Raw genomic sequence first — 25,603 nt, 5'->3', positions numbered from 1 at the left:
GTCAGGTCCCTTCCGTCGTCGTCACTTGCTGGTGCTGACCGGTGCCGGCGCGTCGTCACCGAGGAGCTTGCCGTCCGAGGTCTCGAACTGGCGCTTGAAGCCCGCGATGGCGTCGCCGACGGACTGCAGCGTGTCGTCCGACATCTTGGCGCCCTCGGCGATCGAGGTGAGGAGCTCCTTGCGCTCGCGGCGCAGGTACTCCAGCAGCTCGGCCTCGAAGCGGCGGATGTCCTCGACGGGTACGTCGTCCATCTTGCCGGTGGTGCCGGCCCAGATGGAGACGACCTGCTCCTCGACCGGGTACGGCGAGTACTGCGGCTGCTTCAGGAGCTCCACCATGCGCTTGCCGCGCTCGAGGGAGGCCTTGGAAGCCGCGTCCAGGTCGGAACCGAAGGCGGCGAACGCCTCCAACTCGCGGTACTGGGCGAGGTCGACACGGAGTCGGCCCGACACCTGGCGCATCGCCTTGTGCTGCGCGGAACCACCGACTCGGGAGACGGAGATACCGACGTTGAGCGCGGGGCGCTGACCGGCGTTGAACAGGTCCGACTCCAGGAAGCACTGGCCGTCGGTGATGGAGATGACGTTGGTCGGGATGAACGCCGACACGTCGTTCGCCTTGGTCTCGACGATCGGGAGACCCGTCATCGAGCCGGCACCCATCTCGTCCGACAGCTTCGCGCAGCGCTCAAGGAGACGCGAGTGCAGGTAGAAGACGTCGCCCGGGTAGGCCTCGCGGCCCGGCGGACGGCGCAGCAGCAGCGACACGGCGCGGTAGGCGTCGGCCTGCTTCGACAGGTCGTCGAAGATGATGAGGACGTGCTTGCCGTCGTACATCCAGTGCTGGCCGATGGCCGAACCGGTGTACGGGGCGAGGTACTTGAAGCCGGCCGGGTCGGACGCGGGCGCGGCGACGATCGTCGTGTACTCCAGCGCGCCGGCCTCTTCCAGGGCGCCACGCACGGAGGCGATGGTCGAGCCCTTCTGGCCGATGGCGACGTAGATGCAGCGGACCTGCTTCTTCGGGTCGCCCGAGCGCCAGTTGTCGCGCTGGTTGATGATCGTGTCGACGGCCAGAGCGGTCTTGCCGGTCTGACGGTCACCAATGATCAGCTGACGCTGGCCACGGCCGATCGGCACCATCGCGTCGACGGCCTTGTAACCGGTCGCCATCGGCTCGTGCACCGACTTACGGACCATGACGCCCGGAGCCTGCAGCTCCAGGGCTCGGCGGCCGTCGGTCTCGATCTCGCCGAGGCCGTCGATCGGGTTGCCGAGCGGGTCGACGACGCGGCCGAGGTAACCCTCGCCTACGCCGACCGAGAGCACCTCACCGGTGCGCTGCACCGGCTGGCCCTCTTCGATTCCGCTGAACTCGCCGAGGACGATCGCACCGATCTCGCGCTCCTCGAGGTTGAGGGCGAGACCAAGGGTTCCGTCCTCGAACCGCAGCAGCTCGTTCGCCATGGCCGAGGGAAGACCCTCGACCTTCGCGATGCCGTCGCCGGCAACGCTGACCGTACCGACCTCCTCGCGCGAGGCCGCGTCCGGCTGGTACGACTGGACAAAAGTCTCCAGCGCGTCCCGGATCTCCTCCGGCCGGATCGTGAGCTCCGCCATCTGGGTTCCCTGCTCTCCTTGTTGGGCCCGAAGTTTCTAAGGGGGTCTGGGGGCCGACCCCCAGGAATCTTCTGCAATTTCTGCACGGCCCAACCGGGCCGCTGGTGTTGCTAATTCAGGTGGTGCGCCGACCGTGAGGTCAGCCCGCCAGCCGCCGGCTCGCCTCTTCGAGGCGCTCCGCGATGGTGCCTTCGATGACCTCGTCGCCGACGCGCACCGAGATCCCGCCGAGGACCTCGGGGTCCACGTCGAGGTTCAGGTGCATCTGGCGGCCGTAGATCTTCGCCAGGGCCGCACCGAGGCGCGACTTCTGGAGGTCGGTCAGCGGAACCGCCGAGGTGACCACGGCGACCATCCGCTCCCGGCGGTGCGCGGCGAGCTTGGAGAGGGCTTCGAGGCCCGCTTCCAGGCTACGTCCACGCGGCCGGGTCACCAGACGGGTGACCAGACGCTCGGTGACCGGGTTCGCCCTGCCGCCGAGCAGGCTGCGCAGCAGCTCGCTCTTGGCCGCGACCGTAGCCGTGCGGCTGGTGAGCGCGGAGCGCAGCTCGGTGCTGCCGGTGACGATGCGGCCGAACCGGAACAGTTCGTCCTCTACGTCGTCCAGCGCGCCCGACTGCTGCGCGGCGGTGAGGTCGGCGGTGCTCGCCAGTTCTTCGAGCGAGTCCACCAGGTCACGGGAGCTCGACCAGCGCGAGCGGACCATGCCGCCCACCAGGTCGGCCGTCTCGCCGCCCACCTGACCGCCGAACAGGCGCGCGGCCAGCTCGGCCCTGGCCTCGCCGGCCTGCGCCGGGTCGGTGAGGACCCGACGCAGCGAGACCTCGCGGTCGAGCAGCGTGGTGACGGCGGCCAGCTCGTCGCCGAGCTTCGCCGCGTCGACGGACGGGCGGTCCATCAACGCGTCGAGACGCTCTCGTGCGGCGGCCAGTGCCTCGCGGCTCGCGCCGTTCATCGGACGGCCTCGGCCTTCTCCTCGAGCTCGCCGAGGAAACGGTCGATGGTGCGGCTCTGGCGCGCGTGGTCCTCAAGGGACTCGCCGACCAGCTTGCCGGCCAGGTCGGTCGCCAGCTTGCCCACGTCCTGACGGAGCGAGTGCGCGGCGGCCTTGCGGTCGGCCTCGATCTGGGCGTGGCCGGCAGCGATGATCTCCTCACGCTGCCGCTGGCCTTCCGCCCTCATCTCCTGGATGAGCGCGGTGCCCTGCTCGGTCGCCTCCTGGCGCAGGCGGGCAGCCTCGTGGCGGGCCTCGGCGAGCTGCGCCTTGTACTGCTCAAGGACGCTCTGGGCCTCGGTCTGAGCGGCTTCGGCCTTCTCCATCCCGCCTTCGATGGCCTCGCGACGCTCGTCCAGAACCTTGTTGATGTTCGGGAGGAGCTTCTTGGCGAGGAAGCCGAAGACGATGACGAAGGCGATGAAGCCGATGACGAGCTCAGGCCACGGCGGGATGAGCGGGTTTTCCTGCTCCTCGGCCGCCAGCTGAACCATGGTGAGGTTCACATCAGTGCCTTTCGTCTAAAAGTGCAGTCCGAGGGACTGTGTCAGGCGCTCGGGTAGACGAACGGCATGACCAGACCGATGAGGGCGAGCGCCTCACAGAAGGCGAAGCCGAGGATCTGGTTGGCGCGGATGAGGCCGGCGGCCTCGGGCTGACGGGCCAGCGCCTGCGTGCCGTTACCGAAGATGATGCCGACGCCGACGCCGGGGCCGATGGCGGCGAGGCCGTAGCCGATGGAGCCCAGGTTGCCCTTGATTTCGACGCCAGCGGCGACGGTCTGCGCGAGAGCGGACATGCCGGTTCTTCCTTTTCTTTCATGGACCGGTGGGGGTTGGCCACCGGACGTCTGATGGCTTGGGGGGTGTGGCTGGGTCAGTGGCCCTCGGCGAGAGCGCCCTGAACGAAGCTGCAGGCCAGCAGCACGAAGACGTAGGCCTGGACAGCCTGGATGAAGAGCTCGAAGGCGGTCATGACGATGACCATCACGAACGAGACCGCCGAGTACGCGATGCCGATGCCGTTGAGCATGTACCAGCTGGCGATCGTGAAGAGCAGCAGCAGCGTGTGGCCCGCGAACATGTTGGCGAACAGTCGCACGGTGTGGGTGAACGGCCGGACGATGAGGTTCGAGAAGAACTCGATCGTCATCGAGAGCGGCAGGACCGCGCCGAGCGACTTGTCGTAGCCCGTGAAGTTCTTGAAAGCGCCGACGAATCCGTGCCGCTTGAACGTCAGGCTGACCCACATGATGTAGACGATCGCGGCGATGGCGGCCGGGTAGGCGATGATCGCCGTCACCGGGAACTGGGCGATCGGAACGATCGACCAGATGTTCATCATCCAGACGAAGAAGAACAGCGAGACCATGAAGGGCACATACTTCTCGCCCTCCTTCTTGCCGATCGTCTCGTACACGATGCCGCGGCGCACGAAGTCGTAGCCGGCCTCGGCGACCATCTGCAGCTTGCCGGGGACGAGCTTCGGCTTGCGGAAGGCCGCCCAGAAGAAGGCCACGATGACGACCGAACCGAGCAGGGCCAGCAACATCGTCTTGTTGAAGTACAGGTTGCTGTCGCCGTCGCCCCAGAGGGGCTTGAACAGGAACGAGTGCAGGCCGGGAGCCGGGAAGCCACACCCGTCGAAAAGGTGGCAGTTGGTCTCGAAGGCGAGCACCTGCGTCGGATCAGCACTCACCGCGGGCTCCTTCAGCGTGGCGCATAGGTACGGCAACCTCGTTGTGTCGGCGCGGCACGCGGCCGCGGTTCGGCACTGGACTGGTGTTTCGGATGATGGGGCGGCGGTCGGGCATCAAGCCTCGCGATCGAGCAGGCGTCAGCTCAGATGCCCAGGCCCGCAGTGCCGCAGTTGGCACCGGACGATAGCAGGGTCCAGAACTCGTACTTATCCTGCCCCTACCGTTCACGATTTCGATCCCGGCTTTTCGGACTTTTCGGTCTTGGTCGAATCAGGCTCGACGTAAAGGATCTTTGCCTTCATGTGTGCGCGCGCCTGCGCGCCGATCCATACGAGGGTCAGCGCAACCAGCGTGATGGCAAAGGCCTTTGGATTGAACAGCGTCGTGTTCTTGAAGGCCGCGACAAAGATGAACAGCAGCAGCAGCTGGGCCGTGTACAGCGCCAGACCCATGGCCTGGAACAGCTGCGGGTAGGACCTGGCGGTGCGCTCAAGAACGACGAGCCCCACACCCATGAACAGGATCACGACCAGCGTCGCAACGATGGCACCCACCGCCCCCTTGCCGCCCACGACCACACCGCTCACGAGGGTCGCAACAGCGCCCGCGGCAGCGGTGGGTAGGGCGGTCGGGAGAAGAGTGCGTGCGTCGTTGGACGGCATGGCGGCAGCTCCGCTTGCTGGTGGGGGCAAAGTGGTGTCGTCATGGACGAGCGTAAGCCCGGGCCGAGTTGGTACCTCGGGCCAACGGACCGTCGCACTACGGTCCTTCGGCTCTGGCGCCGGGTCTCGTGAACCGTATCACAAACTATTTGATGAGGTCTTTACCATGGAAGTGTGATGGGCAGCACACTTGAGAGTGATGCTGCGCGTTTGTGCGCAACGGGCGGCGAGATGTCTGGTATTGAGCATCCACGCGGCAAATCGTCAGCGCGATGCGCCGGTCTTCCGTCGGTCGGGGAAACGCGAACGGGGGCCGATCGCTGTCGCCCCGTTGACGCCGGAGACGCCGGCCACCACCGCGGGGCGCTCGCCGCGCACCTCGTCGTCCTGCTCGTCCGACGCCGGGGCGTGCTCCGCCTCCGGCTCCGGCTTGGTACGCCGGTAGCGCGGCGGCACGAACCGCTCGGCCCAGCGCGGGGCGCGCGGGGAGAACCGCGGCAACAGCAGGAGCACCAGCCCGACCGCGCTCAGCGCGACGACCATCAGCACGATCCACATCGACGCCGAGTGCACCGAGTAGGCCACCGCGCCGAAGGCGATGAGCGCCGACCAGAAGTACATGATCAGCACCGCGCGGCTGTGCGAGTGTCCGATCTCCAGGAGCCGGTGGTGCAGGTGTCCGCGGTCCGCGGCGAACGGCGACTGGCCGTTCCAGGTCCTGCGGACGATCGCGAGCACCAGGTCGGCCATCGGGATCGCGATGATCGTCAGCGGCATGAGCAGGGGAATGAAGACCGGGAGCATCGCGTGCGTGGCATCGCGGGTGCCGCCGAAGTTGAGCTTCATCGCGTCCGGGTCGACCTGGCCCGTGATGGAGATGGCGCCCGCCGCGAGGACGAGCCCGATCAGCATCGAGCCCGAGTCACCCATGAAGATCCGCGCCGGGTGCATGTTGTGCGGCAGGAAGCCCACGCACATGCCCATGAGGATGGCGGCGAAGAGGGTGGCGGGCGCGGCCGCCTCGATTCCGTACCCGTACCAGAGCCGGTAGGCGTACATGAAGAACGCCGCCGACGCGATGCACACCATGCCGGCGGCCAGGCCGTCCAGACCGTCGACGAAGTTGACCGCGTTGATGGTGATCACCACGAGGGCGACGGTGAGCAGGGTGCCCTGCCACGAGGTCAGCGAGACCGAGCCGATGCCGGGAATCGGCAGCCACAGGATGGTCAGACCCTGCATCACCATGACGCCCGCTGCGATCATCTGGCCGCCGAGCTTGATCAGGGCGTCGATCTCGAACTTGTCGTCGAGGACGCCGATCAGCCAGATCAGGGCGGCGCCGGAGAGCAGCGCGCGCGGTTCGTTGGACTGGCTGAAGACGGCGTTGAGCCCGTCGAGGTGGTCGGCGACGAGGAGTCCCGCGCACAGGCCGCCGAACATGGCGATGCCGCCGAGTCTCGGCGTCGGCTCCCGGTGCACGTCGCGCGCACGGATCGCCGGCATCGCGCCCACGGCGATGGCGAACTTCCGCACCGGCCCGGTGAGCAGATAGGTCACCGCGGCCGTGACGCAGAGCGTCAGCAGGTATTCACGCACGGGCTGCCCCAGAGGTATCGCTGGCCATCTCAGCCCCACACCCTAGCTTCGCGCGCATGTGGTTGAGGACATCCGGATCCGGCAGATGGTTGCAGGTACCCCCACAGAGCGGGGATAAGCCTGCATTTTTCCCGTATGCGAACCCTGTGAGTATGCGGCCGACCGTGCGTTCCGGCCCTTTTCCGCGCCTTGTTTCGGACGCTTGTCCCGGCGCCCCTCGTCCCGGCGCCCCTCTTAAGGAGGAGGGAATCGCTCGGCCAGTTCCCGCACTTCCGCCCGCGTCCTTGGATCCTCGCGCATCGCCATCGCGAAGAGCACCGCGATTCTGGCCATCTCGGTCTCGCCCATCCCCTGCGTGGTGACGGCCGCGGTGCCCAGACGGATGCCGCGGGCGTCCGCGTGCGGCAGGGCGCAGCTGTCCAGGACGAGGCCCGCGCCCGCGAGGCGGCCGCGCGCGGTACGGCCGTCGACGCGGAAGGGCGCCGGGTCGGCGAGCACGAGATGGGTGTCGGTGCCGCCGGTGGCCACCCCGAACCCCTCGGCGAGCAGTCCCTCCGCGAGGATGCGGGCATTGCTGACGACCTGATGGGCGTAGGCCGTGAACGCGGGGGCGGACGCCTCGCCGAAGGCGACGGCCTTGGCAGCGATCGTGTGCATCTGGGCGCCGCCCTGCGTGAAGGGGAAGACGGCGCGATCGATGCGCTGGGCGAGGTCGGCGCCGCACAGGATCAGGCCGCCGCGCGGTCCGCGCAGCACCTTGTGGGTGGTGGCGCACACCACGTCCGCGTACGGGACCGGGCTCGGCGCCGCTCCCCCGGCGACCAGGCCCATCGGGTGCGCCGCGTCCGCGATGAGGTACGCGCCCACGTCGTCCGCGATCTCCCGGAACGCCCGGTAGTCCGGGTGGCGGGGGTAGGCGATGGAACCGCACACGATCGCCCGGGGCCGGTGCTCGGCCGCCAGGTCCCACACCTCGCCGTAGTCGATGAGCCCGGTGTCCGGTTCGACGCCGTACCCGACGAAGTCGAACCAGCGTCCCGAGAAGTTGGCGGGCGAGCCGTGTGTGAGGTGTCCGCCGTACGGCAGCCCCATCGCCAGGACGGTGTCCCCGGGCTTCAGGAGCGCCGCGTAGGCCGCGAGCACCGCCGAAGTACCCGAATACGTCTGGACGTTGGCGTGGGCCGCCCCGAAGAGGGCTTTGGCGCGTTCGACGGCGATGCGCTCGGCGACGTCCACGACCTCGCAGCCGCCGTGGTGGCGGGCGCCGGGGTAGCCCTCGGCGTACTTGTTGCCCAGCTGCGAGCCGAGGGCGGCGCGCACGGCGGGCGAGGTGAAGTTCTCGGCCGCGATCAACTGGAGCGAGGTGGCCTGGCGCTCGGCCTCGCCGAGCAGCACGTCGGCCATGTCGGGGTCCTGCCGCCTCAGGGCGTCGGACCCCGCACGTTCAGTGCCAACTGCGGAGGTGACGGACATGCGTCCAGCGTAGGTCCCGGTTGCCCGGCGCGCCCGGTGTGATGGCGTGTCTCAGTGGTGCGTGGGCACGCCCGTGAGGGCGGTGACGACCGGGTCGAGGGCCTGGTTGATCTCGTCGCCGATGGAGCGGAAGAAGGTGATGGGTGCGCCGTAGGGGTCGTTGACCTCGTCGGCCTCGGCGTTCGGCGCGAGCAGCCAGCCGCGCAGCGCCGCCGCGGCCCGCACCAGGGCCCTCGCGCGCTCGACCATGCCCTCCTGGAGGGGGTCGGGCAGCGTGGCCGGGTCTATGGCCCGTACGAGCCGGGTGAACTCCTTCAGGGTGAAGGTGCGCAGGCCCGCCGAGTGGCCCATCGAGATGACCTGGGCGCGGTGGTCGCGGGTCGCGGTGAGGACCAGGTCGGCGGTGATGACGTGCTCGTCGAGGAGCTCGCGCCCGGTGAAGCCGGTGGCGTCCGCACCGAAGTCGGCGAGCACCGCGGCGGCGTTGGCCTCCATCGGAGCGCCCTCGTGCCCCCAGGTGCCTGCGCTCTCCACGATGAGGCCGGCCGTGAACGGGTCCCCGAGCCGGTCGCTCAGGGCATGGCGGGTCAGCCGCTCGGTGATGGGCGAGCGGCAGACGTTGCCGGTGCTGACGTGGAGGATGCGGAACGAGTTCCCCACCGGGTGAACCGTGCCTATGCCACGCCCCTCAGGGGCGGTCAATTGGCCACCTCGAGGTCGGGTACCACCTTGCGCAGCGCGTCCGCGTCGAGGGCGCCCGCGCGCAGCAGCACCGGGACCTTGCCGGTCACGTCGACGATGGAGGAGGGCACGATGCCCGGGGTGGGGCCGCCGTCCAGGTACACCGAGACGGAGTCCCCGAGCATGCCCTGAGCCGCGTCGCAGTCCTCCGGAGAGGGGTGGCCGGTGAGGTTGGCGGAGGAGACGGCCATCGGGCCGACCTCGGTGAGCAGCTCGATGGCGACGGGGTGCAGCGGCATCCGGATGGCGACGGTGCCCCTGGTGTCGCCGAGGTCCCACTGGAGGGACGGCTGGTGGCGCGTGACCAGCGTCAGGGCGCCGGGCCAGAACGCGTCGACGAGCTCCCAGGCCTGCTCGGTGAAGTCGGTGACCAGGCCGTGCAGGGTGTTGGGCGAGCCGATGAGGACGGGGGTGGGCATGTTGCGGCCCCGGCCCTTGGCGTCGAGCAGGTCCATGCAGGCCTGCGAGCTGAAGGCGTCCGCGCCGATGCCGTACACGGTGTCGGTGGGCAGCACCACGAGCTCGCCGCGGCGGACGGCTGACGCGGCTTCGCGCAGACCGGTCGTGCGGTCGGTCGCGTCGTTGCAGTCGTATCGCCGAGCCATTAGCGGGCCTCCTCGTACACGTACACGGTCTGGGTGCTGATGCTGGTCACGGCGTCGCCTTGCGGGCCGTGGCGAAGCGCGGGCGGTTGTTCAGGTCGGGGTGGTCGGCCGCGTCCGCCCAGCCGGCCTCCTCGTTGAAGATCCACGGCACTTGGCCGCCCTGCGTGTCGGCGTGCTCGATGACGACGAGCCCGCCGGGCCGCAGGAGGCGGTGCGCGGTGCGTTCGATGCCCCGGATGGTGTCGAGGCCGTCCTCACCGGAGAACAGCGCGAGCTCGGGGTCGTGGTCGCGCGCCTCGGGGGCGACGTACTCCCACTCGGTGAGCGGGATGTACGGCGGGTTCGAGATGACCAGGTCGACCTGGCCGTCGAGCTCGGGCAGCGCGGTGAGCGCGTCGCCCTGGTGGAGAACGACGCGGGACCCCTCGACGTTCTTCCGCGTCCATGCCAGGGCGTCCTCGGACAGCTCCACGGCGTGCACGCGTGAGCGCGGGACCTCCTGCGCCATGGCGAGCGCGATGGCGCCCGAGCCGGTGCACAGGTCGACGATGAGCGGCTCGACGACATCCATCGCGCGGACGGCGTCTATGGCCCAGCCGACCACGGACTCCGTCTCGGGGCGGGGCACGAACACCCCTGGCCCGACGTGGAGTTCGAGGTAGCGGAAGAAGGCGCGGCCGGTGATGTGCTGGAGCGGCTCACGCGCCTCGCGGCGGGCGATCGCCTCCCAGTAGCGGGCGTCGAAGTCGACGTCCTTGACGTTGTGCAGCTCTCCCCGCTTCACACCGTGGATGTGCGCGGCGAGCTCCTCCGCGTCGAACCGCGGCGAGGGCACACCGGCGTCGGCCAGCCGCCGGGTGGCCTGGGCCACCTCGGCAAGCAGCACGCTTCGGGGGCCTGGGGGTCGCCCCCCAGAGTTTTGCTGCACGCTGGTCCTCCGGCAGTCGTACGGGGGTGATTACTGGGCGGCCGCGAGCTTGGCGGCGGAGTCCGCGTCGACGCAGGCCTGGATCATCGCGTCCAGGTCGCCGTCGAGGACCTGGTCCAAGTTGTACGCCTTGAAGCCGACCCGGTGGTCCGAGATGCGGTTTTCCGGGAAGTTGTACGTCCGGATCTTCTCGGAGCGGTCGACGGTGCGCACCTGGCTGCGGCGGGCGTCGGCGGCCTCGGCCTCGGCCTTCTCCTGCGCGGCGGCGAGCAGCCGGGAGCGCAGGATGCGCATGGCCTGCTCCTTGTTCTGGAGCTGGCTCTTCTCGTTCTGGCAGGAGGCGACGACGCCGGTCGGCACGTGCGTGATGCGCACGGCGGAGTCGGTGGTGTTGACGGACTGGCCGCCGGGGCCGGAGGAGCGGTACACGTCGATGCGGAGGTCGTTCATGTTGATCTCGACGTCGACCTCCTCGGCCTCGGGCGTGACGAGCACGCCGGCGGCGGAGGTGTGGATGCGGCCCGCCGACTCGGTCGCGGGCACGCGCTGCACGCGGTGCACGCCGCCCTCGTACTTCATCCGTGCCCAGACGCCCTGGCCGGGCTCGGTCGCGCCGTTGCCGCCCTTGGTCTTCACGGCGACCTGGACGTCCTTGTAACCGCCCTGGTCGGACTCGGTGGAGTCGATGATCTCGGTCTTCCAGCCGACGCGCTCGGCGTAGCGCAGGTACATGCGCAGGAGGTCGCCGGCGAACAGGGCCGACTCGTCGCCGCCCGCACCCGCCTTGATCTCCAGGAGCACGTCCTTGTCGTCGCTCGGGTCGCGCGGGACCAGGAGCAGGCGGAGCTTCTCGGTGAGCTCCTCGCGCTGCGCGGTCAGGTCCTTGACCTCGGCCAGGAAGTCGGGGTCGTCGGCGGCGAACTCCCGGGCGGTCTCGATGTCCTCGCCGGCCTGCTTCCAGGCGCGGTAGGTCCCGACGATCGGCGTGAGCTCGGCGTAGCGCTTGTTCAGCTTGCGCGCGTTGGCCTGATCGGCGTGGACCGAAGGGTCGGCGAGCTTCGTCTCGAGGTCGGCGTGCTCGCCGATCAGGTCCTCGACCGCTTCGAACATCGGATGCTCCTGGGGGTCAAACGTAGAAGTAGGTGTTGACGGCAAAGCGCCGGTCGCGGCGCCCCCGGAACGGAGGCGCCACGGACCGGCGCAGTGGGCTCGCTACTTCTGGGCGGAGCCGGCAGCGGCCTTGCCGAAGCGGGCCTCGAAGCGGGCCACGCGGCCACCGGTGTCCATGATCTTCTGCTTGCCCGTGTAGAACGGGTGGCACTCGGAGCAGATTTCGGCGCGGATGGAGCCGCCGCCGATCGTGCTACGGGTGGTGAAAGCCGCGCCACAGGTGCAGCTGACCTGGGTCTCGACGTACTCGGGGTGGATGTCGCGCTTCAAGGTGTCTCCTAGGTTCGGGAGGGCGCCGGGTCGTAGACGCGGATTGCGCATACGTGAACCGGGGCCGACGTACCAGTCTGCCAGGACTGGGCGCATCTCCCAAAACCGGGGTGGAGGCGGAACTATTCCCCCACCCCCGCCCGAGGCGTCCGGAACCGGCCCGGGACGCTACTGGCCGGCCACGTAGCCGCCCGCGGTGCCCTTGTCGCCCGCCGAGTCGGCGGTCGCGGACGCCGGGATCGGCTGGTCCTTGGAGAGGGCGTCCCAGACCTGCCGGGACTGCTCTTCGAGGGGGCTGACGCGGTTGGGGTCGAGCTTGTCGTACTGCACCGGCAGCGTGATCATCTTGACGTTCGAGGCGTCCAGGCCCTTGAGGCCGCTCGCGAACCCGATGAGCGAGTTGACCGAGCTCAGGTCGGAGTCGGTGGTGATCGTCTTGGTGGCCGCGTCGGCGAGGCCGTAAAGCTTGGCCGGGTTGCTGAACACGCCGACGCTCTTGACCTGGCCGATCAGCGCCTTGATGAAGGCCTGCTGGAGCTGGATGCGGCCGAGGTCGCTGCCGTCGCCGACGACGCCGTGCCGGGTCCGTACGAGGCCGAGCGACTGCTCGCCGTTGAGGGTGTGCTTGCCGGCCGGCAGGTCGAGGTGGCTCTTGTCGTCCTTGATCGGCTTGTTGGTGGTGACGGGCACCCCGCCGAGCTGGTCGATCAGCTTCTTGAAGCCGGTGAAGTCGACCTCGATGTAGTGGTCCATGCGGATGCCGGACATCTGCTCGACGGTCTTGACGGCGCACGCCGGGCCGCCGACCTCGTACGCCGTGTTGAACATCTGGCGCTTGGCGCCGGGGTCGGTTTTGCCGCTCTCCGTGGTGCAGGAGGGCCGCGTGACCAGGGCGTCGCGCGGGATGGAGACCACGCTCGCGGTCTTGTGGCCCTGGTAGACGTGGATGATCATCGCGGTGTCGGACCGGGCGCCGCCCTCGTCGGCGCCGTACTCCTTGTTGGCGCCGGCCCGCGAGTCCGAGCCGAGGACGAGGATGTCCTCGGAGCCGTTGTCGACGTTCTGCGGGCGGTCGGTACCGAGCTGGGCGTTGATGTCGACGCCCTTGAGGTTGCCGTTGAGCTTGAAGTACACGTAGCCGAGTCCGCCCCCGCCGACGAGCACTACGCCGGCCGCGGTCCACGCGGCTATCCGCACGGCGCGACGGCGCGTGCTGAGCTGCTTGCGGCGCTTGCCGGCCCCGCGTATTCGGCTGGTGCGTGTGCCCTGCTCGGTCATGTTCTCCTCAGTTCTCGGCGCTCCTCCGATTACCCCCTGCCCCGGTGTTCAGGCACGGATTGTCGACACTCGTCAGACGTCGAAGCACCAAGAAGGGTTGCACAGGGTTCTAAGAGCCCGCTAAGAGCGGGGCAGGTCCCGCGTGCGGCCAGGCGCTCTGCACACCGCTCTCACCTGCGGGTTCGCGGAGGCCGTGGACGCCGCCCCGCCGGGGGCGGGCCACTGCCCGTGTGTCGAATACCTCAGCGCACGCGACGGTACGCACAGTGACCGGGGTGACGCACCGCGTGGCGCCCGCGATGACGTACCACGCGGCGACCGCAGTGACCGCACGGTGACCGCGATGACGTACGGCCGTGGCCCGGCAGGCCCGCCCGCACACGCGAGCGCCCCCGGCACCGAAGTGCCGGGGGCGCTCTCAACTGGCCCTGCGGGGCCGGGAGTTGCTAGTCGTTGCCGTTGCCCTGACCCGGAGTCGTCTTCTGGATCTGGAGCAGGAACTCGGCGTTCGACTTCGTCTGCTTCATCTTGTCGAGGAGCAGCTCGATGGCCTGCTGCTGGTCGAGCGCGTGCAGCACACGGCGCAGCTTCCAGGTGACGGCCAGCTCGTCGCTGCCGAGCAGGATTTCTTCCTTACGGGTGCCGGACGCGTCGACGTCCACCGCGGGGAAGATGCGCTTGTCGGCAAGCTTGCGGTCGAGCTTGAGCTCCATGTTGCCGGTGCCCTTGAACTCCTCGAAGATCACCTCGTCCATGCGCGAGCCGGTCTCCACGAGCGCGGTGGCGAGGATGGTCAGCGAGCCGCCGTCCTCGATGTTGCGCGCGGCACCGAAGAAGCGCTTCGGCGGGTAGAGCGCGGTCGAGTCGACACCACCGGACAGGATGCGGCCGGAGGCCGGGGCCGCCAGGTTGTACGCACGGCCCAGGCGGGTGATCGAGTCGAGCAGGACGACCACGTCGTGGCCGAGCTCGACGAGACGCTTGGCGCGCTCGATGGCCAGCTCGGCGACGGTGGTGTGGTCCTCGGCGGGACGGTCGAACGTCGAGGAGATGACCTCGCCCTTCACCGACCGCTGCATGTCGGTGACCTCTTCCGGACGCTCGTCGACCAGGACGACCATCAGGTGGCACTCGGGGTTGTTGTGGGTGATCGCGTTGGCGACCGCCTGCATGATCATGGTCTTGCCGGTCTTCGGCGGGGCCACGATCAGGCCTCGCTGGCCCTTGCCGATCGGCGACACGAGGTCGATGATCCGCGTGGTCAGGACGCCCGGGTCGGTCTCCAGACGGAGCCGGTCCTGGGGGTAGAGCGGGGTCAGCTTGTTGAACTCCGGGCGCCCGCGGCCCGAGTCGGCAGCCATGCCGTTGGAGGAGTCCAGCCGCACCAGGGCGTTGAACTTCTCGCGGCGCTCGCCGTCCTTGGGCTGGCGCACCGCGCCGGTGACGTGGTCACCCTTGCGCAGGCCGTTCTTGCGGACCTGGGCGAGCGAGACGTACACGTCGTTCGGGCCCGGCAGGTAGCCGGAGGTCCGGATGAACGCGTAGTTGTCGAGGATGTCGAGGATGCCCGCGACGGGGATCAGGACGTCGTCGTCGGCGACCTGCGGCTCGGCGCCGAACTCGTCGCGGACACCGCGGCGGCCACGGCGGTCGCGGTAGCGTCCGCGACGGCCACGGCGGCTGCCGTCGTCGTCGAAGTCGTCCTGCGGGCCGTTGTTCTGGTTCTGCTGCTGGCCCTGCTGGCCGCCCTGCCCGCCCTGGCGCTGCTGGCGCTGGCCGCCCTGCTGGTCGTCGGCCTTGCCACGGTCGCCGCGCTGACGGTCACCGCGGTCGCCGCGCTCGCCGCGGTCGCCGCGCTCACCGCGCTCGCCACGGTCGCCGCCGCGCTCACCGCGCTGCTGACGGTCCCGGCGGTCGCCGCGCTCACCGCGGTCGCGGCGCTCCCGGCGGCCTTCGGCGGTGTCGACGGCCTCGGCGGCCTTCGCCTCGGGCTCCTTGGCCTCGGTCTTCACCTCGGCCTTGGCCTCCGTCTTGGTGGCGGTCTCGACCGCCACCGAGGCGGACTCGGGGCTGCCGGACGGCGCGGTGGCGCGGCGGCGACGACGCTCGCCTACGGGCTGCTCGTCGCCGGCGCTCTGGTCGGAGGCCTTGGCGGACGGCTGGCCCGGAATGTCGATCTGCTGCTGCGCGGCCTGCTTCTCGGCGGCGGGAGCGGCGGCCTCGTCGCCCGTACGGGCCTTGGAGGTGGCGCGGCGCTTCGGCTTGGCCTCGGCACCGGCGGTCGACGCGGAGGCCTTGGCGGGAGCCGCGGAACCTCCCCCAGAGCCCGAAAGAGCCTGGGAGGTGCCCCCACCGGCCTGCGCCTCCTTGATGACCTCGATCAGCTGGCTCTTGCGCATACGCGCGGTGCCCCTGATGCCGAGGCCGGACGCGACCTGCTGCAGCTCGGCCAGGACCATGCCGTCGAGGCCGGTGCCGGAGCGGCGGCGCCGTGCGGTGGTGCCGGAGGCAGCACCTGCGGCGGGCGCGGCATTGTCGACAGAGTTGTCGGCAGTCACGCCCATCAGATCGGTGGTGTCGCTCACGAAGGGTCCTTCCCTGGAGCGGACGTCGGCCTGTCTGGCTCGGCGACCGGTTGTGCTGTCCGGCTGCGGCCCGTGATCGTGTCGATCACTGATCGTGCCGGGGCGGTGGTCCGCCGCGTACGGCGGAGAGACAAAGTGCGTGGGTTCCGGCCCGAGATCCCCCTGCTCGGCCCCTGCCGGGAAGGAGCGTGGGGTGTCGTACCGGTTCCGGAGCGTGCTCGAAACTGCTCAGGCAGGCTGCGCAGGCAGTTGGGGAGGCTCTCGGAAGAAAGGCGGTCCCTGAAGGGGACACGAAGCACCGCGCCACGAAGACGACCGATGCAGACTTGAGGTTAACACTACCGGATCCAACAAACATTCCCCCTCTCGTTCACCGGCAAGCCGTGCTCCCTGACGCCCGGCCCCGGGCCCTGGCCAGTCCTACGCCCCGAGCGGCAGGACGCACGCACCCGCGGCGTCGAGACGGAGCCGGTTGGCGGCCCACCCCTCCCCCGCAAGGCGTGCGACCTTGTCGGCCGCACCGTCCTCGACCAGCGCGAGCACCGTGGGGCCCGCGCCGGAGATGACCGCCGGGACACCGTCCGCGCGCAGCCGGTTGACCAGTGCCACGCTCTCCGGCATCGCCGGTGCGCGGTACTCCTGGTGGAGCCGGTCCTCGGTGCCGGCGAGCAGCAGCTCGGGGCGCCTGGTCAGGGCCTCCACGAGCAGGGCCGCGCGGCCCGCGTTGGCTGCGGCGTCGACGTGCGGCACGGTGCGCGGGAGCAGTCCGCGGGCCGTCTCCGTCAGGACCGCCTTGCCCGGCACGAAGACCACCGGAACGATGGAGTCCGCCGGGTCCATCCGGATCGCGCGGGCCGCTCCGCCGTCCATCCAGGAGAGCGTGAACCCGCCGAGCAGACAGGCCGCGACGTTGTCGGGGTGGCCCTCGATCTCGGTCGCGAGCTCCAGCAGGGCCGCGTCGTCGAGCCGGGCGTCGCCGCCTATGGTCACGGCGCGCGCCGCGACGATGCCGGCGCAGATGGCGGCGGAGGAGGAGCCGAGGCCGCGGCCGTGCGGGATGCGGTTGGCGCAGACGACCTCAAGGCCGCGCGGCTGCCCGCCGAGCAGGTCGAACGCGGTGCGCAGGGACCGTACGAGCAGGTGGCTCTCGTCGCGGGGCAGCGTGTCGGCGCCCTCGCCCGCGATGTCGATGCCGAGGCCGGAGTCGGCGACGCGGACGACCACGTCGTCGTAGAGCCCCAGTGACAGGCCGAGGGAGTCGAAGCCCGGGCCGAGGTTGGCACTGGTGGCGGGGACGCGCACCCGTACGGCGGCGGCGCGGAATGCGGGACCGGCCATCGCTCTGATGACTCCTTGTGAGGCTGCTGCTGGGGTCTGCTGCGAGGTTTCTCGAAGACGTACTGAACACCCGAGGGCCACGTGGGCAACTGCACCGCGGCATATGCGGCGGGGCGGGTTGAGTACAGCCTATCGAAGGAAGGTTCCGTGGCGACATAGGGCGCACAGGAGGCGCACGATGCGTGTCGCGAGCCCCCTGTGCCCCTACGTGCGGGCTTGTCCGGTTTTACGTACGTGTCCTCGCGGAACGGGACGCGTACGCAACCGCTGCGGCCTGGTGTTACGCGAGGCCGAGGCGCTCGGCCGCGGTCGCCGCGTCCACCGGGACGGTGACGGGCTGCGGCGCTCCGGCGACGGCCCAGTCGGGGTCCTTGAGACCGTTTCCGGTCACCGTGCACACGATCTTCTGGCCCGGGTCGACAAGACCGCGCTCGGCGGCCTTGAGCAGTCCAGCGACCGAAGCCGCGGAGGCGGGCTCCACGAAGACGCCCTCCTGCGAGGCGAGCAGCCGGTAGGCGCGCAGGATCTCACGGTCCGTCACTTCGTCGATGAAGCCGCCGGATTCGTCGCGCGCGGCGAGCGCGAACTGCCACGAGGCCGGGTTGCCGATGCGGATCGCGGTGGCGATGGTCGACGGGTCCTTGACGACCTCGCCGCGCACGATCGGCGCCGAGCCCGACGCCTGGAAGCCCCACATGCGCGGGGTGTGCGTCGAGATGCTGTCGGCGGCGTACTCCTTGTAGCCCTTCCAGTACGCCGTGATGTTGCCGGCGTTGCCCACGGGCAGGACATGGATGTCGGGCGCGTCGCCGAGCGCGTCCACGATCTCGAACGCGGCGGTCTTCTGGCCCTCGATGCGCACCGGGTTGACCGAATTGACCAGCGCCACCGGGTAGTTGTCGGAGAGCGAGCGGGCCAGCGTGAGGCAGTCGTCGAAGTTGCCGTCGACCTGGAGGATCTTGGCGCCGTGCACGAGCGCCTGGCCCATCTTGCCGAGTGCGATCTTGCCCTGCGGCACGAGGACCGCGCACACCATGCCGGCCCGCACCGCGTAGGCGGCGGCCGAGGCGGAGGTGTTGCCGGTGGAGGCGCAGATGACCGCCTTGGCGCCCTCCTCCTTGGCCCGGGTGATCGCCATCGTCATGCCGCGGTCCTTGAAGGACCCGGTCGGGTTGGCGCCTTCGACCTTGAGGTGCACCTCGCAGCCCGTGCGCTCGGAGAGCACCTGCGCGGGCACGAGCGGCGTGCCGCCCTCGCGGAGGCTGACGACCGGGGTCGTAGCGGAGACGGGGAGCCGGTCCCGGTACTCCTCGATGATTCCGCGCCACTGGTGGGTCATTGCTGGTTACTCCCCTTCAACACGCATGATGCTGGCGACACCACGCACGGTGTCGAGCTTGCGCAGGGCGTCCACGGTCCCGGTGAGGGCCGCGTCGGCCGCGCGGTGGGTGACGACGACGAGGGAGGCCTCGCCGTCCTTGCCGGACTGCCGCACGGTGTCGATGGACACCCCGTGCTCGGCGAAGACCGTCGCCACCTGGGCGAGCACGCCCGGCTTGTCGGCCACGTCGAGGCTGATGTGGTAGCGGGTCACGACGTCGCCCATGGGGCTCACGGGCAGCCGCGTGTACGCCGACTCACCCGGCCCGGTCGACCCGGCGAGCTTGTTGCGGCAGACCGCGACCAGGTCGCCGAGGACGGCGGACGCGGTCGGGGCGCCGCCCGCGCCGGGCCCGTAGAACATCAGCTGCCCGGCGGCCTCCGCCTCGACGAACACCGCGTTGTAGGCGCCCCGTACGGAGGCCAGCGGATGGTCGAGCGGGATCATCGCCGGATGGACCCGGGCGGTCACGGAGCCGCCGTCGGCGGCGCGCTCGCAGATCGCGAGCAGTTTGATGGTGCAGCCCATCTGGCGCGCCGACGCGAAATCGGCGGCGGTCACCTCGGTCATGCCCTCGCGGTACACGTCGTCGAGGCGGACTCGGGTGTGGAAGGCGATCCCGGCGAGGATGGCGGCCTTGGCGGCGGCGTCGAAGCCCTCGACGTCGGCGGTCGGGTCGGCCTCGGCGTAGCCGAGCGCGGTGGCCTCGTCGAGGGCCTCCTGGTAGCCGGCGCCCGTCGAGTCCATCTTGTCGAGGATGAAGTTGGTCGTGCCGTTGACGATGCCGAGGACCCGGTTGACCTTGTCACCGGCGAGGGACTCGCGCAGCGGCCGGATCAGCGGGATCGCGCCGGCGACGGCGGCCTCGTAGTACAGGTCACGGCCGTGCTCGACGGCGGCGGCGTGCAGCGCCGCGCCGTCCTGGGCGAGCAGCGCCTTGTTCGCGGAGACGACGGAGGCGCCGTGCTCGAAGGCGGTCGTGATGAGGGTGCGGGCGGGCTCGATGCCGCCGATGACCTCGACGACGACGTCGATGTCACCGCGTTTGACGAGGGCGGTGGCGTCGGTGGTGACCAGGGCGGGGTCGATGCCCTCCCGCGCCTTGGAGGGCCGGCGCACGGCGACCCCGGCGAGCTCCACGGGGGCGCCGATGCGCGCCGTGAGGTCGTCGGCGTGCGTCGTCATGATGCGCGCCACCTCTGAGCCGACCACTCCACAGCCCAGCAGCGCCACCTTCAGCGGACGCGTACGCATCATCCGACCTCGTTTCCTCTTCAAACCTGGAATACGAACCAGTCTCACTCACCGGACGGGGGTTTCTGCCCGTCGTCCGGATCCTGAGACAACTATTTCATTTATCCGACATCGAGACGCAGGAGATCTTCCTCCGTCTCGCGTCGGACGATCACCCGCGCCGCACCGTCGCGCACGGCGACGACCGGCGGGCGCAGCGCGTGGTTGTAATTGCTGGCCATGGAGCGGCAGTACGCACCGGTGGCCGGCACGGCAATCAGATCACCCGGCGCGAGGTCGGCGGGCAGGAACGCGTCACGCACCACGATGTCACCGCTCTCACAGTGCTTGCCCACCACCCTGACAAGCATCGGCTCGGCCTCCGACGTGCGCGAGACGAGCGCCACGGAGTACTCGGCGTCGTACAGCGCGGTACGGATGTTGTCGGACATGCCGCCGTCGACGCTCACATAGGTACGCAGCCCTTCGAGCGGCTTGATGGTGCCGACCTCGTACAGCGTGAACGCGGTAGGGCCGACGATGGCGCGGCCCGGCTCGACGGAGATGCGGGGCGCGCGCAGCCCGGCGGACTCGCACTCGCGCGAGACGATCTCGGTGAGCGCCTTGGCGATCTCGTGCGGCTCGCGCGGGTCGTCCTCGGAGGTGTACGCGATGCCGAGGCCGCCGCCGAGGTCGATCTCGGGCAGCTCGACGCCGTGCTCGTCGCGCACCTCGGCGAGGAGCTGCACGACGCGGCGGGCGGACACCTCGAAGCCGGCCATGTCGAAGATCTGCGAGCCGATGTGCGAGTGGATTCCGGTCAGTTCGAGCCCGTCGAGCTTGAGGGCGCGGCGCACGGCCTCAGCGGCCTGGCCGCCGGCGAGCGCGATGCCGAACTTCTGGTCCTCGTGCGCGGTGGCGATGAACTCGTGGGTGTGGGCCTCGACGCCGACGGTGACGCGGATGAACGCCTTCTGCACCTTGCCCAGCTCCCGGGCGATGTGCGCGACCCGCACGATCTCCTGGAAGGAGTCGAGCACGATGCGCCCGACCCCGGCCTCGACGGCGCGGCGGATCTCGGCCTCGCTCTTGTTGTTGCCGTGGAAGGCGATCCGCTCGGCGGGCATCCCCGCGTCGAGCGCGGTGGCGAGCTCGGTGCCGGAGCACACGTCGAGGTTGAGCCCCTCCTCGTGCAGCCAGCGCACGACGGCCCGCGACAGGAACGCCTTGCCCGCGTAGAACACATCGGCGTCACGGCCGAACGCGTCGGCCCAGGCGCGGCACCGCTCCCGGAAGTCGGTCTCGTCGAGGAAGTAGGCAGGCGTTCCGAACTCCTCGGCCAGGCGCGCCACTTGCAGCCCGCCGACGGTGAGGGCGCCGTCCTCGTCACGGGCCACCGTGCTCGACCAGACCTTCGGGTCGAGGGAGTTGAGGTCGGCGGGCGGCGCGGAGTAGTGGCCTTCGGGGAGCACGTCGGCGTGGCGGGGGCCGGCGGGGTGCGCGGATCGGCTCATCTTCTTGCGTCTCTTCTCGTCTTGCACGTGTGGTGGCACGTCGGGTTGCACGTCTGGGTCGTGACGGCGGCTGACGGCGGTGTCCGTCTGCGCATGTCACAGAAGTTCGGGGGCGTCGACGCCGAGCAGGGACAGGCCACCGGCCAGCACCGTCCCGGCGGCCTCGGCGAGGGCGAGCCGTGAGCGGTGGGCGGCCGAGGGTTTCTCGTCACCGAGCGGCAGCACCTGGTGCTGGAAGCGGAGCAGTTCGTCGGCCACGGCTTCGAGGTGCCGGGCGAGCCGGTCGGGCGCGTGGTGCCGGGCGGCGCCTTCGAGCACCGCGGGGTGATCGCCGAGGAGCGCGAGCAGCTCCGCGCCCTCGGACACGGGACCGGGCTCGGACCCGAAGCCGAGCTCGCCGGCGTTGCGGGTGAGGGCGCGGCTGCGGGAGTACGCGTACCGCACCCGGAAAAGGGAGTTGCTCTCCCGCTGCGCGAGCAGCTCCTCGACATCGGTACGCGGCCGGTCGTGCCGGGCGGCCCGGAGCATGGCCCAGCGCGCGGCGTCGACGCCGACGAGATCGGCGAGGCGCGGCATGGCACACGGCACGACGGGAAGGCCCACCCCGCCCTCCGCGCCATCCTCCACGCCGCCGTCCGTACCGAGCCGGGCGAGAGCCCCCTGGGCCGTGAGCAACCGCACAACGACCTCGGCGACCACCCGGGCCCGCTCCTCGCAGACGGCCGCGAACGTGAAGCTCTGCCCGCGTAGCGCCTCCCCGTACCCGTAGCGAAGCCCCGCGTCGCGCACCTGCCGTACGACATCGTCCTGGGCGGCGCGGTCGAGGGTGATGTTGAGGAACCCGGGCCCGCTGATCTCGACGTGCGCGATGCCGGCCTGCCCGGTCATCCGCTGCCGCAGCACTTCGGCAACCGTGCGGGGCGGCAGCCCGGCCGCGGCGGCGAGCTTGAGCGCGACCCCGCTGGCGTAGTCCCCCCGCCCCCCGGGCCGGGGCCGCTCGACCTTGACGACGAGCTCCCCCACGGGCGGGAGGTCGAGGACGCCCTCGTCCACCGCGCTGCGCACGACGCGCACGACGGTACGGGAGAGCTCGGAGGGGGTCACGGGACAAGCGTAGGCGAGAAGGGGGGCCCTTCCGCGAACCGGTTTCGCCATGTGGGCGGTCCGGGGCCGCGGCGCGGGCGGCTCGGCGCCGGCGGGGCTCGGCCTGGGGTGCTGGGTGCTGCTGGCTTGCTCGCGTGAGTGAGCCCGTGAGGAGGGCTCAGCCTCGGGGACGATGGAGATGACCGTGTCGCCGCACACGCCCGTGAGCCCGTGAGCCCGTGAGCCCGTGAGCAGGAAAAGGGCTCAGCCTCGGGTGCTACCGGCCCGGCCGGGTTCCCTGCTGCCGTCGGCAGACGGCGGAGCCTCCCGGTGCAGCAGCTGCCGTACGAGCCGAACCAGGTCGGCGGGCTCGAACGGCTTCGCGAGGAAGGCGTCGACGCCGGCCGCGAGCCCGGTCTCCACCTCGTACTGGTTGCACGCACTGATGATGGCCACGGGCAGCCGGCTGGTCCGCGGGTCGGAGCGCAGCCGCGCGGCCGTACGCAGTCCGTCGAGCCGGGGCATCATCACATCGAGGGTGATCACATCGGGGCTCACCTGATGCACGACTTCCAGACACTCGGCACCATCGGCCGCGGTCACGACCTCGAAGCCCTCCAGCTCGAGGTTGACCCTGATCAGCTGCCGGATGACCTTGTTGTCGTCCACAACAAGAACCCGGCCGGACGCGCCTGGCACACCTTGAGGTTAGGTCCGAGGACGCCACCGCGTCCGGGTTTTCCCCACTTCCACCCCGGCCGGGGGACACCACCCGCACAGGCACCGGAAATACCTGTTCACAGCCACCCCGGGAGAGCTGGTAGTGTTCAACCCGTCGCCGCCGAACGCGGCGGACGCCCCCGTAGCTCAGGGGATAGAGCAACGGCCTCCGGAGCCGTGTGCGCAGGTTCGAATCCTGCCGGGGGCACTTACTGTGTAAGTGTCACAAGACCCCGCCATCAGCGAGTTCGCTGAGGACGGGGTCTTTGCGTTGGTGCGGCAGCCCGTAGGGGCGCTGGTGCCATCCGGGTGTCTGCGAGGCCCTCGCCGGGCCCTCTCGATGACGAACTCAGGCGCCCAACGGGCAGCCGGTGTCCGGCCATTGCTCAGTGACCCGAGGCGGCTCAGTTGCGGTTACGGAGCCTCTGCGTCGGCAGTGCACAGGGCCCGGGGCGCTGCCCCCGTACCCCTACGTGCCCGGATCGGAGCAAGCGCCAAGTACCCGTGCGTGCAATCGAGTTGCGCCCGTGCCGTATGCGGCTCGGGGGGATTCACCGCGCCGCGACCCGTCGACCGGAGGGCATGGAGCGGGCGCCCGCGACAGCGGCGGAGGTCACCACGCCACCTCCCCCGCGTCGTCGAAGAAGTGACCGGTCGGGCCGTCGTCGGGCAGGGTCGCGAGCTGGATGGCGATCGCGGCGCCCTGTGCCGGGGTGCGGACGCCGCGGAATCCGTTGAGGTCGGTGGCGCAGTAGCCGGGGCAGCCCGCGTTGATCAGGATGTCGGTGTCGCGGAGCTCCTTGGCGTACTGGACGGTGACGGCGTTCAGGAACGTCTTCGAGGGCGAGTACGCGGCGGAGATCGGGCCCACTTCGGCGCCGGGCGTGGTCTGCAGGGTGAGCGACCCGACGCTGCTGGACATGTTCACGATCCGCGGCGACGCCGAGCGGCGCAGCAGCGGCAGCATCGCGTTGGTGACGCGGATGACGCCGATCACGTTCGTCTCCACGGCCGCCCGCACTGTCTCCACGTCGACCGTGGTCGGCATCTGCGGCGCGTTGCCGGTCGTCCCCGCATTGTTGACGAGCACGTCGAGCCGGCCGCCCCGCTCCCCGATCAGCCGGGCGGCTTCGGTCACGCTCGCGTCGTCGGTCACGTCCAGCGGTACGGAAAACGCGTCCACACCGGCCGCACGCAGTTTCGCCACCGCGGCCTCGCGCCGCTCCTGGTCCCGCGCGCCCATTCCGACCATCCAGCCCAGGGCGCCGAGTCCGGCCGCGATCTCGTATCCGATGCCCTTGTTCGCGCCGGTCACCAGCGCGATTTTCTGTTCGCTCATGCCTCGATCCTGGCCCACCCCACCGGAGGCCGGCCAACACCGATCGGGTTCGCATCGATACCGCCCGAGTATCGATCCAGGTCGGAGCAGTACGCTGGCGGTGTGGAGACGAGAGAGCTGCGGTACTACGTCGCCGTCGCCGAGGAACTGCACTTCGGCAGGGCTGCCCAGCGGCTCGGTATCGCACAGCCCCCGCTGTCCCGCGCCATCCGCCAGCTCGAACGCCGCCTGGCCGCAACGCTGTTGGAGCGCACCAGCCGCGCGGTCACGCTCACGGAAGCCGGCGCGGTGCTGCTGCGGGAGGCCCGCGCGGCACTCGACGCGATCGAGGCCGCCGAGCGCCGCACCCGCCGAGCCGCCGGCGCCGCCACCGGCGCGCCCGATGTCGTCCTCGCCACCAAGGCGGGCGCCTCCAGCGAACTGCTGGCGAAGCTCCTCGACGCCTACGCCGCCGAACCCGATGCGGTCGCCGTCGATCTGCTCCTCTGCGGAATCGGCGAGCAGGAACGCATGCTGCGCGACGGCCGGGCCGACGTCGCTCTCCTGCACCTGCCCTTCGATGCCACGGCCGGCTTCGACACCGAGGAACTGCGCACGGAGGGACAGGTGGTGGTGCTGCCGGCCGGGCATCCCCTCGGCCGACACGACCAGGTACGGACCGCTGAGGTCGCCGCACTCTCCGACCTGCCGATGCCACGCTGGCCGGACCGGGACGGCTCCTACCCGGAGGGCCCCGGCCCGCAGGCCCGCAACCATGCCCAGTTGCTTCAGCTGATCGCGCTCGGCCGGGCCTGCTGGATCGCCCCGGAGTCGTGCAGGGCGCAGCTCCGTACGGATCTGCTGACCGTACCGGTCGTGGACGCGCCGCAGGTCACAACGGTGATCGCGTGGCCACCCCACAGCCGCTCCCGAGCCGTGGCCGGACTCGTCCGGGCTGCCGCGCGTATCTGAACGATCGATCCGGAAACTCTTCCCTACGCAGCCCAGCGTCGGTCGTCTACAACCGCTCCCTCCTCCTGTTACGAGGGCGGGCCCCGGCAGTCCACCAACGCGAAAAAGCCCCGCACCGTGACCGTATTTCTACGATCTGGTGCGGGGCTTTTCCCTAAAGATTGTTCGGCGGCGTCCTACTCTCCCACAGGGTCCCCCCTGCAGTACCATCGGCGCTGAAAGGCTTAGCTTCCGGGTTCGGAATGTAACCGGGCGTTTCCCTAACGCTATGACCACCGAAACACTATGAAGTTGAACTCGACCGGCACACACCCCAACCAGGGTGTGCGGGAGTTCATTGCTTCAGAACAAACACAGTGGACGCGAGCAACTGAGGACAAGCCCTCGGCCTATTAGTACCAGTCAGCTCCACCCGTTACC

Annotated in this window: 23 protein-coding genes, 1 tRNA gene and 1 rRNA gene; 2 read left to right on the top strand and 23 right to left on the bottom strand. The window is 70.1% G+C overall.

Annotation, left to right across the window (positions count from 1 at the left end):
* Positions 1-21: 21 nt before the first annotated feature.
* The 21 genes from atpA to AB0D31_RS05810 form a co-directional block, all read right to left on the bottom strand.
* Positions 22-1,620 carry a F0F1 ATP synthase subunit alpha gene (atpA, locus tag AB0D31_RS05910; protein WP_362717560.1) on the bottom strand — a complete coding sequence of 533 codons (1,599 nt, stop codon included), beginning with the start codon at positions 1,618-1,620 and terminating at the stop codon, positions 22-24.
* Between the two features lie 139 nt (positions 1,621-1,759).
* A complete protein-coding gene (locus AB0D31_RS05905; protein WP_362717557.1) occupies positions 1,760-2,575 on the bottom strand; it encodes a F0F1 ATP synthase subunit delta in 816 nt (271 codons plus the stop codon).
* On the bottom strand, positions 2,572-3,108 hold the full coding sequence (locus tag AB0D31_RS05900) for a F0F1 ATP synthase subunit B (RefSeq protein ID WP_362717853.1): 537 nt from the start codon (positions 3,106-3,108) through the stop codon (positions 2,572-2,574). Before AB0D31_RS05900 ends, AB0D31_RS05905 begins: the two co-directional genes overlap by 4 nt.
* Positions 3,109-3,161: 53 nt before the next feature.
* Positions 3,162-3,413 carry a F0F1 ATP synthase subunit C gene (locus AB0D31_RS05895; RefSeq protein WP_362717554.1) on the bottom strand — a complete coding sequence of 84 codons (252 nt, stop codon included), beginning with the start codon at positions 3,411-3,413 and terminating at the stop codon, positions 3,162-3,164.
* A 77-nt stretch (positions 3,414-3,490) separates the two neighbouring features.
* On the bottom strand, positions 3,491-4,312 hold the full coding sequence (atpB, locus tag AB0D31_RS05890) for a F0F1 ATP synthase subunit A (RefSeq protein WP_362717551.1): 822 nt from the start codon (positions 4,310-4,312) through the stop codon (positions 3,491-3,493).
* Positions 4,313-4,537: 225 nt separating this feature from the next.
* Positions 4,538-4,975 (bottom strand): hypothetical protein, encoded by a 438-nt coding sequence (locus AB0D31_RS05885; RefSeq protein ID WP_362717548.1) that lies wholly within the window; start codon positions 4,973-4,975, stop codon positions 4,538-4,540.
* 264 nt (positions 4,976-5,239) lie between these two features.
* Entirely contained in the window at positions 5,240-6,586 is a 1,347-nt protein-coding gene (locus tag AB0D31_RS05880) for an MraY family glycosyltransferase (protein WP_362717851.1), read from the bottom strand.
* A 222-nt stretch (positions 6,587-6,808) separates the two neighbouring features.
* Positions 6,809-8,047 (bottom strand): serine hydroxymethyltransferase, encoded by a 1,239-nt coding sequence (gene glyA, locus AB0D31_RS05875; protein ID WP_362717545.1) that lies wholly within the window; start codon positions 8,045-8,047, stop codon positions 6,809-6,811.
* Positions 8,048-8,098: 51 nt separating this feature from the next.
* Entirely contained in the window at positions 8,099-8,749 is a 651-nt protein-coding gene (locus AB0D31_RS05870) for a protein-tyrosine-phosphatase (RefSeq protein ID WP_362717542.1), read from the bottom strand.
* The gene (locus tag AB0D31_RS05865; RefSeq protein ID WP_362717540.1) at positions 8,746-9,393 is read right to left on the bottom strand and encodes an L-threonylcarbamoyladenylate synthase; all 648 of its coding nucleotides are present in this window, start codon (positions 9,391-9,393) and stop codon (positions 8,746-8,748) included. Before AB0D31_RS05865 ends, AB0D31_RS05870 begins: the two co-directional genes overlap by 4 nt.
* Before the next feature lie 46 nt (positions 9,394-9,439).
* Positions 9,440-10,321: a peptide chain release factor N(5)-glutamine methyltransferase gene (gene prmC / locus AB0D31_RS05860; RefSeq protein WP_267056406.1), complete on the bottom strand. Its 882-nt coding sequence runs from the start codon at positions 10,319-10,321 to the stop codon at positions 9,440-9,442.
* Between the two features lie 30 nt (positions 10,322-10,351).
* The gene (gene prfA / locus AB0D31_RS05855; protein WP_362717537.1) at positions 10,352-11,431 is read right to left on the bottom strand and encodes a peptide chain release factor 1; all 1,080 of its coding nucleotides are present in this window, start codon (positions 11,429-11,431) and stop codon (positions 10,352-10,354) included.
* A gap of 102 nt (positions 11,432-11,533) precedes the next feature.
* Positions 11,534-11,761 carry a 50S ribosomal protein L31 gene (gene rpmE / locus AB0D31_RS05850; RefSeq protein WP_053726981.1) on the bottom strand — a complete coding sequence of 76 codons (228 nt, stop codon included), beginning with the start codon at positions 11,759-11,761 and terminating at the stop codon, positions 11,534-11,536.
* 168 nt (positions 11,762-11,929) lie between these two features.
* Positions 11,930-13,039 carry an LCP family protein gene (locus AB0D31_RS05845; protein ID WP_362717534.1) on the bottom strand — a complete coding sequence of 370 codons (1,110 nt, stop codon included), beginning with the start codon at positions 13,037-13,039 and terminating at the stop codon, positions 11,930-11,932.
* A gap of 446 nt (positions 13,040-13,485) precedes the next feature.
* Positions 13,486-15,624 (bottom strand): transcription termination factor Rho, encoded by a 2,139-nt coding sequence (rho, locus tag AB0D31_RS05840; protein WP_362717532.1) that lies wholly within the window; start codon positions 15,622-15,624, stop codon positions 13,486-13,488.
* A 420-nt stretch (positions 15,625-16,044) separates the two neighbouring features.
* Positions 16,045-16,962, bottom strand: a complete 918-nt coding sequence (gene thrB / locus AB0D31_RS05835) for a homoserine kinase (RefSeq protein ID WP_362717529.1) — start codon at positions 16,960-16,962, stop codon at positions 16,045-16,047.
* 280 nt (positions 16,963-17,242) lie between these two features.
* Entirely contained in the window at positions 17,243-18,301 is a 1,059-nt protein-coding gene (gene thrC, locus AB0D31_RS05830; protein ID WP_362717526.1) for a threonine synthase, read from the bottom strand.
* 6 nt (positions 18,302-18,307) lie between these two features.
* Positions 18,308-19,600, bottom strand: coding sequence for a homoserine dehydrogenase (locus AB0D31_RS05825; protein WP_362717523.1), 1,293 nt, complete (start codon positions 19,598-19,600; stop codon positions 18,308-18,310).
* A gap of 98 nt (positions 19,601-19,698) precedes the next feature.
* Complete coding sequence (gene lysA / locus AB0D31_RS05820; protein WP_362717520.1) at positions 19,699-21,090, bottom strand: diaminopimelate decarboxylase; 1,392 nt, start codon at positions 21,088-21,090, stop codon at positions 19,699-19,701.
* A gap of 96 nt (positions 21,091-21,186) precedes the next feature.
* Positions 21,187-22,194: an ArgS-related anticodon-binding protein NrtL gene (gene nrtL, locus AB0D31_RS05815; RefSeq protein WP_362717517.1), complete on the bottom strand. Its 1,008-nt coding sequence runs from the start codon at positions 22,192-22,194 to the stop codon at positions 21,187-21,189.
* Positions 22,195-22,437: 243 nt separating this feature from the next.
* Positions 22,438-22,872: a response regulator gene (locus AB0D31_RS05810; protein ID WP_362717514.1), complete on the bottom strand. Its 435-nt coding sequence runs from the start codon at positions 22,870-22,872 to the stop codon at positions 22,438-22,440.
* Positions 22,873-23,029: 157 nt separating this feature from the next.
* Between AB0D31_RS05810 and AB0D31_RS05805 the strand changes: the two genes are divergently transcribed.
* Positions 23,030-23,101, top strand: a tRNA-Arg gene (locus AB0D31_RS05805).
* 405 nt (positions 23,102-23,506) lie between these two features.
* Here AB0D31_RS05805 and AB0D31_RS05800 read toward each other — a convergent pair.
* Positions 23,507-24,232, bottom strand: coding sequence for an SDR family oxidoreductase (locus AB0D31_RS05800; RefSeq protein WP_362717511.1), 726 nt, complete (start codon positions 24,230-24,232; stop codon positions 23,507-23,509).
* Between the two features lie 102 nt (positions 24,233-24,334).
* Here AB0D31_RS05800 and AB0D31_RS05795 point away from each other — a divergent pair, with 102 nt between their 5' ends.
* Positions 24,335-25,183, top strand: coding sequence for a LysR family transcriptional regulator (locus AB0D31_RS05795; protein ID WP_362717508.1), 849 nt, complete (start codon positions 24,335-24,337; stop codon positions 25,181-25,183).
* Between the two features lie 163 nt (positions 25,184-25,346).
* Here the strand turns inward: AB0D31_RS05795 and rrf are convergent.
* A 5S ribosomal RNA gene (gene rrf / locus AB0D31_RS05790) occupies positions 25,347-25,463 on the bottom strand.
* Between the last annotated feature and the right edge of the window lie 140 nt (positions 25,464-25,603).

Source organism: Streptomyces sp. NPDC048361 (genome assembly GCF_040651795.1).
In the GTDB taxonomy this organism is placed as follows: Bacteria; Actinomycetota; Actinomycetes; order Streptomycetales; family Streptomycetaceae; genus Streptomyces.
The sequence above is the reverse complement of the archived record's forward strand: the minus strand, read 5'-3'. Positions and strand labels throughout refer to the sequence as shown.